Here is a 12,127-nt window from a genome sequence, read left to right on the forward strand (position 1 = left end):
CCCGCCCCGCCCCAATCTTCTTCCCCTGCCAAGTATCCAAGCGTTCCAACTCCGCATGAATAGCATTTAAAGCATTCCACTTATTCACCGACCACTCCGGCGCTACCGTTAACCGCCGCGGCCCATGCGCCACCAAACGTTGAATCACGATATCAGGCCTTAAATGCTCCAAAAAATCCACCGCTATTTGTGTATATTCCTGTAAATCTAATGGCTGATAATGGCCCGAAGCATAAATTTTTTCGAGCGCTGTATCTTTAAACACCACCATGTTGTGAATTTTAATGGCATCAATTGGAAAATTATTCATAAACAACGCTTTTTCTTTAGAATCTTCAAAGGTTTCACCCGGCAAACCCATAATCACATGGGCACAAGTTTTAATGCCGGCCGCATGTAGCTTTTTTACCGCCTGCGCAAAATCATCATTAGTATGGGCGCGATTTAATCGGCGGTTAACATCTTCGCGGTGCGACGGCATACCCAGCTCTACCCACACGTCGGTTTGAGCGTTAAATTCTTGGAGCAAAGTAACAATGTCATCCGTCATGCAATCGGGCCGGGTAGAAATCATAATGCCAACAACTTCGGGGTATCTTAAAGCCGCTGTATAATAGTCTTTAAGCTTGGGGATGGACGCATAAGTATTGGTGCCATTTTGGAAATACACATAAAAGCGAGTAGATGGATAACGACTTTTTAAATAATCCCGTCCTTTTTTAATTTGTTGAGCAATGGAGGGAATGTCTTCCTTAATGGTGAGCCCTTCATAAGAAGCATCCGAACAAAAGGTACAACCACCCCGCGCTTTAGTTCCATCTATATTAGGGCATGTCATGCCCGCATTAACAGTAATGCGATCAATACGATGACCGTATTTCTTTTTTATATACTCGTGGAAAGCATGGTAACGCATCATTAAGACAGCTCTAACGAGAATGACATGCTTTTACAAGTACTAGCACCCACTGTAAGTGGGTACCAGTACTTGTAACAACACATGACAACTGTGTTGTCATGTGTTTAACAAGTACTAGGCAAAAAGGGACAGTTCTTAAAAAGATTTTCATTTTGAAAATAACCTATCTCAATAACTTATTTTATACCCCCTTGTTTCCCAACACATAAAAAAAACACCTACTTTTCATGACTTAAATAATATGGGTCAATTTTACATCAGTTTTTTACCTAATTTACCCTGGTATTTTAGATCACCCTCCTTTTTTATGGGGTAAATAATTACCCTATAAATATATTCTACTATTTTCTAAAAAACTATAAATATATGAAAAATAACATTTTTTATTAAAAATGATCTTGGCACAGCCCTTGCTCATTAAGGCCTTACAACTGAAGTCCCTTGAGGAGCAAAGGCATGCAATTGATCAAAAAAATAACCCCAACCATCCTAACTATCACCAGTCTTTTTGTATTATCTGCCTGTGGAGGGGCTGCCGGTGGAGGATCTAGTAGTTCCGGTGGAGGATCCTATTCGGGTGCCAATTTAGAAGGTGGCGCCGTAACTCAAGTAACATTAGATAGTAACAACACTGGTTCCATCACCTTCCCCGACTCCTCCCCAACAGCCGAATATGTTTTAGCCATGTATTCTTATGATGATAGCGGCTCCAGCAGTGCCTTTGAAATTGCCAACAGTTTATCAGGCCCTGATGCCTTGGAACAAATTATAACCCGCAGCCAAGATAACAATGAAAACATGACCGAAGATTTTCACGGTTGGTTGCGAGATCAAGAAAGCCTCCTTCCTCCCAACGAAGACAACAATGCTCAAACACGCAGCGCTGGCATTACCCGCGCTGTAGAAGAACCAATTGGCAATATAAAAGATTTTGAGGTGTTAAGCTCACTCTCATCGGGCTCTTCCTTTACCACGGTAGAAGCTGAACTAGTTGCCAAAACCAATAACGTTTATTGTTATATGGACACAGACGATTTAGGATCTTTAACAACAGACGAAGTAGAAACCCTCGTAGAAGAATTTGATTCTCATATCGCCGACGAACGCTCGCTATTTGGAAGCGAATCGGATGAAGACAACAACGATCATTTTTATATCTTGATGACAAATCAGGTTAACTCATTGGGCGCTTCACAAGGTGGCATTATTACCGGCTTCTTCTACGCTGCCGATGTAATTGACCGTGACATTGAAGTTTTTTACACCTTAGTTCCCGATCCTAGCGGCCATTACGGAACCGCCATTTCTAAAAGTTTTACCAAAACCAATATTTTACCCAGCGTGTTTTTGCATGAGTACCAACACATGATCAATTTTAACATGCACTATTATGTAAACGATAGCTCTACCGAAATTTCAGCTGTTAACGAAGGGCTGTCACACTTAGCCGAAGATCTTCCCTACAATTTTGAAGAGCCTAGTTTAGAAAACCCTGCCCGTGTAGAAACATATTTGGAACAAACCGATAGCATTTGCATTACCTGCGGTTCGTCACTCGCCCAACGTGGCGGCATGTATTTATTCCTCAAATATTTGTATGAACAAGCCGATAAAGGCAATTTGTCGGGAGTGAGTAGCGGTACAGAATTTATAAGTACAATGCTCAATTCAGGATTACGCGGGGTAAACAACATTGTAAATGCGGCCTATGGCACCACCTCACAAGCCAGCGAACGCTTTGCTGATTTATTGGGGCAATATGGTTTGGCAGTATTTATGAGCAATACCAGCTTATCTGAAGACAATAGATTTAATTTTGATGGTATTAACTTAAGAGATTCACAAGACGACAATCGTGGTACCACATTAAATGGACCCGCCATGTACACTTTAGGTAATTCAGGATTGCAAAGTACAATGGCTGGCACTTCCGTAACCTATGTTTACATCACAGCCGACGATGTTGAAACGCTTGGTGGAAGCTTAAGTGTTCAACTCTCTGATGAAGCCGTTGCTGGTGCCTATTTAATTCAAACAGGCTTATGAAATTCTCGGGAGCAAGCTCCCGAGTTTCATGCCGAAAAAAAACAATCTAAATTTTTGGCCCCATCCTTAACAACGGGACTGCAACGCTGAGGGGCCGAGTTTTTTTCGGTATAAAAACTTGAAGTCGATTTGTAATTCGGTTACTGAACCCACATGACGCACCATCTTGTTTGGTTAAGAAACGATTTACGCACACTCGATAACCCGGCACTTTATAAAGCGTGTGAGCAACGTCCTCAAAATGTTACTGCTGTTTTTTTTATCACACCCAGACAATGGCAAAAGCACAACTGGGGATCTAACAAAACCTATTTTGTTTTAAGAAATTTACAATCCCTTCAGGAAAATCTTCAAAAACTCAATATACCCTTACTTATTATAACCACGCCTCTTTTTAAAAATATTCCAAAACTTATTTTGGAACTATGTTTTAAGCATAAAATTACGTCCGTTTTTTGGAATCATGAATACGAAATTAACGAACGAGAACGCGATAAAGACGTGCAAGAACTTTTACATCAAAACAAAATAGAAACGCGCCGTTTTCACGACCAAACTATTTTACCACCTACAACTATTAAAACTCAAAAGGGAGATTTTTACACCGTATTCACACCCTTTAAAAATGAATGGTACAAAAAACTGGAAGGTTTTAGGCCAATGGCAGAATATCCTGTTCCTAAAAAACAAAATCTTAACTCTATAAAACCAAGCTCTGTTCCCAAAACCTTGGATGATTTTCTCATTAATGAAGATATTCAAAAACTGTGGCCAGCCGGTGAAAAAGAAGCCCACAAAATGTTAAATAATTTTTGTGATAAGCTCATAACCAACTATCAAAATAATAGAGACTTTCCGGCTAATGACGGCACAAGCAAAATTTCTCCTTTTCTTGCCGTGGGAACTATTTCGGCCAAAACATGTTTTATAACGGCCGAAAAAAGAGGAACACAGCATGCCGGTGTTAAAACATGGATTAACGAACTCATTTGGCGTGATTTTTACCGGCATATTGTTTGCGGATTTCCCCGTGTATGCCAAAATAAACCCTTTAAACTTGCTACGCAAAAAATTCCCTGGGAAAATAATAAAGCCAAATTTAAAGCCTGGTGCGAAGGCAAAACCGGCTTTCCTATTGTAGATGCGGCCATCAATCAACTGTTGCAAACTGGCTGGATGCATAATCGTTTGCGTATGATTGTGTCGATGTTTTTAGTAAAAGATTTACATGTAGATTGGCATTGGGGCGAAAAATTTTTTATGGAGCATTTAATAGACGGAGATTTTGCCAGTAACAACGGAGGCTGGCAGTGGGCGGCCTCTACCGGTACCGATGCGGCACCCTATTTTAGAATTTTTAACCCCAATACGCAGGCCAGCCGGTTTGATCCTCAAAATAGTTTTATTAATAAGTACAGCCCTGCGCTAAGCCCAAGCCCCATTGTAGACCACGCCATAGCCCGCGAAAAAACCATACAGCTTTTTAAGAAATATTCTTGACCGGTCCTGTCAAAAATTGAATGATGAATTATGTCTCAAAACCTAAACAATTTTAGCGAATTTTATCGTTTTTATTTGTGCGAGCATAAAAACAAAATTTGCCGGCGCTGGCATTTTTTTGGTTCTTCTCTTGTTTTACTGGGGCTTACTCTCATCATTATCACGGGTCAGTGGAAATTTTTTCCAATATTGTTTGTTTTAGGTTATGGCCCCGCCTGGATTGGCCATTTTTTTTATGAAAAAAACAAACCCGCTACTTTTAAATACCCCTTCTATAGCCTTATGAGTGATTGGGTGATGTATAAAGATATCTTGATAGGAAAAGTTAAAATTTAACTTATTATGAAAACCATTTTTACGGTTTTTATTTTTATATTTACCCTCTGGGGAGGGCTTCTCTACGCCATGCCTATGGGGCAATGGATCTGGACTTTAAAAGACCGGGATATTTATGTGGAAAGTCAAAAAAAAGTTCCACACCTCATCCCCACAATATGGGCCGGTACTTTATTTTACAAGAATGGTAAAATCACCCCTCAACTTTCTCTCTCACCCTCTATCGTTTCAACGTCACAAACAGTTGTAATCCGTTTGGATAATTCGCTGCATGGCGCCTTTAAAAATTTTTCTCAGGATGAACTCAATCACAAATTGGCTGATGCTCTATCATTTATTTTAAATCATCTTCACACCATTTCTGAAATCCAACTTGATTACGATTGCCCTATAGCTCTTCTTAAAAAATGGAGCGATCTCTTGTCCTTTTTAAAAGAGGATCTCTTAAAAAAGAAAACTCTCTGGATTACAAGCTTAGCTTCCCACATAAAAGAACCTCAGTATGGCGAACTCTTTAAAAATAAAGTGGCAGGGCATATTTTGCAATTGTTTGATACCGGCGAAGATGTAGATGCACAAAATGTACTCGATTGGGCCGAAAAAGCCCATATTCCTTACCGTATTGGGCTAGGCGCTTTTGAAAGAATTGAGCCACATAACAAGAAAACCATGCATTCTTTTTGGTTTTCAAAAATTCATTTTTTTAAAACCAGTCCCCTGTTTTGCGGCGTTTGGGTTTTTCCAAGCGCCCATCCATGGACCCAACTTTTAGAGATTTTTTATGGAAAAAATTACAAAGCTCTTTAGCACTTTTTTTCTTATTGCATGCCTCATTTCCCCTCTTAAAACTTATCCCTGTGGAGGATCTGCCTACGAAGTAATTGATTCTCCCTTACTACCTCTAAATAACTATTTGAGTGACACCCTCATTATTGCACCCGATTACTTTTCATATAGTACCCGTAAAGAATACGTTTTTTTATACCCTTTTTACAAAGGCTCTCCGGTTTCATTTTATGATTTATGGGTCAACCTGTACCGCACATACTGGGAAACCATGGATGAAGCCCCGCTAGCCAAAGAAGAGATAACACTGACTCCGTTTAAAAAACTGATTGATAGTGAAAATTTTGACCAAGCCGAAATAGAAGCTAAAGCCCAAATTGAAAAAATCATCAGCCTGCCCCTTGTAAAAGCCAATGAAAATAAAGAAGAATTAAAACAACTGGTGGAGTATGTTGATTTAAAAAGCGCCCTTACTAATACTGATCCCGATGTTTTAAAAGCTTATTTTATAAACCATACACTGCCCGCTGTGCCTTATGGATGGGTGAGTCGCTGTTGGAGTACTATAAAAACCTGGTTTGGTTTTAAAACAGCGCTCATTCCAGATCTGTTAAAAAATGCCCAAGAAATAAGACTTGCTGGCCCTGATGCCGCTTTAAACCTCATTCAAAAATACCCCAGCACACCAAGGTTAGCCTCTTTGGAATTTACAGCCTTGAAAAACGCCATGAAAACCCAAATTCCGGATGGATATCGGGATGAAATTCAAAATCAAGTAACAGCTAAAACCTGGCAAACTCTAGAAAACCAACATACACAATGGATTGAAAAATACCCCGCTCATCCTTTGGCTGTTTTAGCCAAGCTGTCCCTTGTTCATCTCTATTATCTTAAAGGAGATATACAAAAATCGTGGGATATCTTGCTGGATATTTACCCGCATCATTTGCCTCGTGTGTTGGGAGAAATGCGTTTTCTTATTTACCAAGGTCATATACCACCTCCTATAAACGACCCTCGTATAGATGCCCAACTTTTATCGAGCTTTGTTCCTTTTACCCACTTTACTGCCGAGGAATGGAGCAAGACCTGGGAGATAGCCGAACAAAATTTAAATCAACCGTGGGGCCTTAATATGGAGCAACGCTTACTCGCCAAACTTGCCGAAGAACCACTCTCCGCCCTGCCCCGTGCTTTTCCACAAAACGACAATAAAAATGGGTTATGGGGCTTGCTTAAGGCAATCAATCTTTTAAAAGTGGGGGAGTGGGAGAAAGCCGAAAAACAACTAAAGGTCATAGAAACTCAGGACGAACACGATCTTCCTCTTATTGGGCGCCTTAAAGCCCGTATTGATCTTAAAAATGGAAAACTTGTAAACGCTGTTTTAAATGATGGCCTGGATGCCGATTCGGCAAAATACTTGGTACGTGTGTTAGCCAACGATCAAGAGTTAGACGAGATCATTAAAATAAATGCGGGAAGTACTATGGGGCAAGAAGCCCTCCTCACTAAAGCCATCCATTTAAGTGCTAAAGGACAATGGGAACAAGCCGATTGGGATAAGGCCAAAACATTGGAAGCCGATAAATCTCCCCCAGGCTTACTTAAATGGGCTCGTTATTTGGTAGAAAATGATAAAATGCTTTTTTACCCCGAAGACAGAGAATGGTACATTGCCTTAAGTTCTCGTTATAGTGAGTTGGAAAATACCTCTGATCCCTCCCCTTTTCCTTGGAGTGCCCAGGAAGAAAAGGAAAAAATAAAAAACCATCTCTTGTATTCCAGCGAACTTTATTTAGCACTGAAGGCCTATACCACCTGGCTTAAGCAAGCCTCGCCTGACGATGCTGAATTTAAAACGGTGGTTAAGGAAGCCGATAAAACTTATCGTCACTTGATTGATTATGCCAATTGGTCGGCTAGCTTGTGGCAAAATTTTTTGGAAAATAGTGAACAGGCTCAAATTATCCGGATAGCGGGAAAAAAACTGAAACACTAATCATCTTTTATCCATGCTAAAACCCGCACAGGAGCACCAGTACCGCCTTCAATTTTCATGGGCGCCACAATAAGCTTAACTCCTCGAGCAGGTAACTTTTCTAAACCTGTTAAATTTTCAAGCCCATAAATATTGGCGCCTAATAAAATACGATGGGCCCAAAACTCGTGAGACATGCCTGGATCTAAACTTGCCGTATCAAGCCCAACCCCTTTTATTTTTTTACTAGCAAGATACTGGGCTGCTTCTTTAGAAAGACCTGGAAAAGAAAGATGCTCGGTATCTCCTGCCTTATCACTTCCCATATAAGCCTTTTTATCACTCCATTTTTTATCCCAGCCTGTATAAAACAAAACAATACAATCTGGCATAAGCGGCCCGTTTAACTTTTCCCAATCAGTAATATCTTGAGCGGCGATTTCATTTTTTTCAAACACTTTGATCACACAAGCCTCGCCGGTTAAGTGTTCTACCGGAATTTTTTCAACCGTCCATCCATGTTCATTAAAATGATAGGGCGCATCCATATGGGTGCCACCATGCTCGGGCGCATCATATGTATTCCCCGCATAAAAATAACCGCGGGCGCTACTACCTGCATACACCTTATGCAGGGTAAACCCCTTATTGGTGGGCCAATAAATGGTTTTTTCATTAAAAGGATGAGTTAAATCTATAAGAGTTTGTCCGGCCCAGGCAGGGTTTATCCATAAAACAAAAAACAGGAAATAAATTGATTTCATGAGTCCCTCCACTATACTCAAAAACCCATGTCGATCAAGATTATTACCGAAAACCGCAAAGCGCGTTTTAACTACCAAATTTTAGAAAATTTTGAGGCCGGCTTAGTACTCACGGGCAGCGAAGTAAAATCTATCAAAAATGGCGAGGTGAATTTAGGCGATGCCTATGGTTCTATTAGAAATGGGGAAATTTTTTTACTTCAAGCACATGTTAACCCCTACAAACAAGCCGTGTATACTAACCACGAACCTCTGCGCCCCCGTAAATTATTGTTGCATAAGCGTGAAATTCAAAAACTGATTGGTCAGGTATCCGAAAAAGGACTTACACTCATTCCACTAAAACTGTATTTAAAAGAAGGAAAAATTAAGGTAGATTTGGGTGTTGCCAAAGCTAAAAACACGGTAGACAAGCGTGATACCATTCAAAAACGTGAGTCGGATCGCGAAATTAGAAGAGCCCTTAAAAACAGGCAAAAATGAATGTTAAAATTACCGTTCTATGGCATAATATGACCCGCTTTCTATGAACATTATTCAAGCTCCACGCAAAGATAAAAAACAACATTTTGAGCGCCTTATGGAAAAAGGCACGGTGATGGTGTTTTTAGATTCCCGAAAAACAGGGGTAAAAGTACCCGATGCTCATTTAGCTAACCCACAGCTTTGCCTTAAATTTAATTACGCTTTTGAAATTCCCGACTTTAAAATTACCGACGACAAAATTGAAGCCAGTTTAAGTTTTGGAGGCCGCCGTTTTTTTTGTGAGCTTCCTTTTGATGCTCTTTTTGCCGTAACCCTTGAAAATGGCGGTGAGGTTGTTTTTTTCCCAGAAGATTTACCCGGTGAATTTACATTGTATGCTGCCGGTAGTGCCATTAAAGCAAAAGCCCCTGAAGCACTCACAGCAATTGAAAACGACAAAAACGCCCCTCGTCCTGCCTTTACCGTAGTTAAAGGAGAAGGCGAATTAGCAGGATCTAACGAAACGCCAACCCCGCGTAAAAAACCTAGTTTAAAATTGGTAGAATAGTCTATTTAATATCGTGCACGCTTAACTTTTGAGCGCGCTCGGCTCTCTTGCGGCTTAATTCAATACCAATGGCATTAAGCCCCATATCATTGGCTACCGCCAGCATCGTCCCTAATCCGCAAAAAGGATGCACCACTGTTTTGGTTTCTGTAAAACGAAGAATAAGATCACATGCCAATTTACAAGCTTCAACTCCCATCCCGCGTATCCATACTTTTTTTCCGCCATTAATCACATCCGGCAAAGATGGGCTTACAGGAAAACGAATATTTTTTGAAAAGCATAAAAGGTGAGAAAAAGCCGGACGACTAAACGTAGTGCTATTTACCGGAGTGCGACAGATAATTTTATGAGCAAGAAGTTGATGCCCGCTTTCCCCAGCTGCTTCCTGACACAAAAAGCTTTTATCTACCCAGGTACCTTCATACTTGATATCGGTTTGAAAAAAAAGAGCCAGTCCGTCGTCGGGGCAAGAATTGAGCACCACACGAACCGCTTCTTTAAGCCAGTTTTTCCATTGATCTAACGAAAATTGAGAAAACTCGGAGATATCGGGAATAGAAGCTATAAACGAGCACCCTGGCATAACACCTTGCTCTTTAAGCCAGGCGATAGCATCGGTATTATGCACCACCCTGCTTGTCTCGCTTTTTATATCATTCATTCCTTGTCATCTCATGCTCATGCAAAATTTTTAACAAAGCTTTATATATTTTGTGCGTTTATTTTTTTTACAGAGGGTAATTGCGCAATTTCGCCCGCCCATCTTTTTAAATGGGGATAAAGAGAAAGATCTACCTTAGCAATAGGAGCCGTTTCTACATAAGCATAGGCAAATAAATCGGCAATGCTCAAATTATTGCCCGTTAAAAATTTATTTTTAGCCAAGTGATCATCCACAGTTTTTGCCTGCATGGCAATAAACTTATTGGCTTCTTCGCACGCTTTATCGTCGGGGGCTCCCAAATTTAAAAAGGACTTGATGCCATATTCAAAAAACAGGGTTGTCAGCCAGCGGCCCAAGTGATTGGTAAAGTAATCCATCCATTGTTCAACGCGCGCCCGCTTCAATTTATCGGCAGGATACAAAGGAGAGTTTTCAACACTCGCCAAATAGCGACAAATGGTGGCCGATTCAAACAGGAGCTCATCATCATGCTGCAACACCGGAACTTTTCCGGCAGGGAGTTTAGAAGCGTACTTACCCTTTTGTTCCCCCTTGGCCAAATCCACTTTTTCAAATTCGTAGGGAACATTAAGTTCACTTAAAACATACAGCACTTTTTTTACATTGGGGGTGTTAAAACCGTATAGACGATACATAGAGCCTCCTGGTGATGAACATTCATAAAGAGCTCCCGGGCAAAAGTCAAAGAAATGGGTTTGTTGATACCACGCTTAGACATAAAAACACTTATATTTCAAATACTTATAAAAAGTACTTTTATTTGCTATAAGCAACTTATACTCCCAAAATGCCGATAATAAAGGTGGGCACTCGTTATGTCGGAACTGAAAATTCATAGTAAAGAAACTCTCCCTCCTCACGAGACAGCTTCGCGATATGTGCGTGTGGGAGAAAATCAGTTTGAGCTTATTGAGCAAGCGGCTCAGCTAACGGATACACAATTTGAAGCCCTTCAGGATGTTTTTAATTTTTATTTGGGCACGCAAAATATTTATTCCGATGGCCCCGCATTAGGCCAGGCCTTGGCGCATGGTATAGGTAACCGGCCACCTTTAAAAATTAGAGTTCTTCCCATTAAACAGCTACAACAACGCATGATGGCTGATGCCAGTGGATATTATAACCCTGTTAATAACACCATTGTGATATCTCCCGATTTTTTCATACAGCGTAAACAATCCGAGACAACCAGCATCGCCACATTTATCAATATTGCCGGGCACGAATTGCGCCACGCCATCGATTCGTTAAAAGGATCGGAAGATAATCCAAAAAGGATTTTTGCTTACTTCAGCAACACAAATGAAGACGTAAAGGATTCTTTTATTCATGATTGCTCCTCAGATCCTAATCATAAAGAATTTGTAAGACTGAGTCGCAGCCACATGTCGCACTTTGGGATTTTATCTAAATCAAAACAAGATCGCCTCGATGAATTAACACAATACTTTAATCAAAGATCGCCACACGGATCTTACAGCTGCATGAACGAAGTTGAATATTATGCCGAAAATAATTTAGACCAGGATCAACTCGATTTATATCTTACCGCACTCGAAAAACCTGATCTAAGCGACAACGATCTCATATCTCTATTTGATACCATTTTAAAAGCAGGGTTCTATGATCAACAAGGTCAAGTAAACAAAGAATTAGTGAACCGCTTAGAAGCCTCTCTTTTGAAAAGACAGGGGCGCAATTTTGTGATTGCCATAAGCACTTATACAACGGAACTTTCTAATTTTGTAACAGCAGGCCCCGGGCAATCAAGTGATGTAAGGCCTGTTTTGGAACATTTGTTAGCAAACGAAAAAGTACAAACACGCTATACCGAAGGTGCTGATTATGTTTTACCCGCTGGATTTGTAAGATATGCACTAGACAATTTAGAAGAATGGGACAAAAATAAAGGAATATAAAACTGACTAACGACACACAATTTCTAAGTTTCTAGACGCGCCTTACAGATTTTTTTATTCAAATTTTGGGTATTTTAAATTTGGGGTTTTACGTTGAATGTGGACCTGCTGTGTAAAAGTTGGAACCAATTTCAGGATACCGTCTACTCTTGGGC

Annotated in this window: 12 protein-coding genes; 8 read left to right on the forward strand and 4 right to left on the reverse strand. The window is 40.4% G+C overall.

The window, feature by feature from the left end:
• Positions 1–919, reverse strand: a 919-nt coding sequence (locus K1X76_08565; GenBank protein MBX7149127.1) for a TIGR01212 family radical SAM protein, incomplete at its 3' end; no start/stop codon positions are given.
• A 456-nt stretch (positions 920–1,375) separates the two neighbouring features.
• Between K1X76_08565 and K1X76_08570 the strand changes: the two genes are divergently transcribed.
• The 5 genes from K1X76_08570 (at position 1,376) to K1X76_08590 (ending at position 7,589) form a co-directional block, all read left to right on the forward strand.
• Positions 1,376–2,965 carry a hypothetical protein gene (locus K1X76_08570; GenBank protein MBX7149128.1) on the forward strand — a complete coding sequence of 530 codons (1,590 nt, stop codon included), beginning with the start codon at positions 1,376–1,378 and terminating at the stop codon, positions 2,963–2,965.
• Positions 2,966–3,118: 153 nt separating this feature from the next.
• Positions 3,119–4,465: a deoxyribodipyrimidine photo-lyase gene (gene phrB / locus K1X76_08575; protein ID MBX7149129.1), complete on the forward strand. Its 1,347-nt coding sequence runs from the start codon at positions 3,119–3,121 to the stop codon at positions 4,463–4,465.
• A 30-nt stretch (positions 4,466–4,495) separates the two neighbouring features.
• On the forward strand, positions 4,496–4,801 hold the full coding sequence (locus K1X76_08580; GenBank protein MBX7149130.1) for a DUF962 domain-containing protein: 306 nt from the start codon (positions 4,496–4,498) through the stop codon (positions 4,799–4,801).
• A 6-nt stretch (positions 4,802–4,807) separates the two neighbouring features.
• Positions 4,808–5,608 carry a DUF3142 domain-containing protein gene (locus tag K1X76_08585; protein MBX7149131.1) on the forward strand — a complete coding sequence of 267 codons (801 nt, stop codon included), beginning with the start codon at positions 4,808–4,810 and terminating at the stop codon, positions 5,606–5,608.
• The gene (locus K1X76_08590; protein ID MBX7149132.1) at positions 5,583–7,589 is read left to right on the forward strand and encodes a hypothetical protein; all 2,007 of its coding nucleotides are present in this window, start codon (positions 5,583–5,585) and stop codon (positions 7,587–7,589) included. Before K1X76_08585 ends, K1X76_08590 begins: the two co-directional genes overlap by 26 nt.
• On the opposite strand, the gene K1X76_08595 is transcribed toward K1X76_08590, so the two are convergent.
• Positions 7,586–8,332, reverse strand: coding sequence for a cyclase family protein (locus tag K1X76_08595; GenBank protein MBX7149133.1), 747 nt, complete (start codon positions 8,330–8,332; stop codon positions 7,586–7,588). The genes K1X76_08590 and K1X76_08595 overlap by 4 nt on opposite strands.
• Before the next feature lie 27 nt (positions 8,333–8,359).
• Between K1X76_08595 and smpB the strand changes: the two genes are divergently transcribed.
• Positions 8,360–8,815: an SsrA-binding protein SmpB gene (gene smpB, locus K1X76_08600; protein MBX7149134.1), complete on the forward strand. Its 456-nt coding sequence runs from the start codon at positions 8,360–8,362 to the stop codon at positions 8,813–8,815.
• 43 nt (positions 8,816–8,858) lie between these two features.
• Positions 8,859–9,365 carry a hypothetical protein gene (locus K1X76_08605; protein MBX7149135.1) on the forward strand — a complete coding sequence of 169 codons (507 nt, stop codon included), beginning with the start codon at positions 8,859–8,861 and terminating at the stop codon, positions 9,363–9,365.
• 1 nt (position 9,366) lies between these two features.
• Here K1X76_08605 and K1X76_08610 read toward each other — a convergent pair whose 3' ends face one another.
• Positions 9,367–10,029, reverse strand: a complete 663-nt coding sequence (locus tag K1X76_08610; protein MBX7149136.1) for a site-specific DNA-methyltransferase — start codon at positions 10,027–10,029, stop codon at positions 9,367–9,369.
• A gap of 41 nt (positions 10,030–10,070) precedes the next feature.
• Positions 10,071–10,688, reverse strand: coding sequence for a glutathione S-transferase family protein (locus K1X76_08615; GenBank protein ID MBX7149137.1), 618 nt, complete (start codon positions 10,686–10,688; stop codon positions 10,071–10,073).
• A gap of 180 nt (positions 10,689–10,868) precedes the next feature.
• Between K1X76_08615 and K1X76_08620 the strand changes: the two genes are divergently transcribed.
• Positions 10,869–11,972 (forward strand): hypothetical protein, encoded by a 1,104-nt coding sequence (locus K1X76_08620; GenBank protein MBX7149138.1) that lies wholly within the window; start codon positions 10,869–10,871, stop codon positions 11,970–11,972.
• Positions 11,973–12,127: the final 155 nt, after the last annotated feature.

Source organism: bacterium, assembly GCA_019695305.1.
Classification (GTDB): domain Bacteria; phylum UBA10199; class UBA10199; order UBA10199; family JAIBAG01; genus JAIBAG01.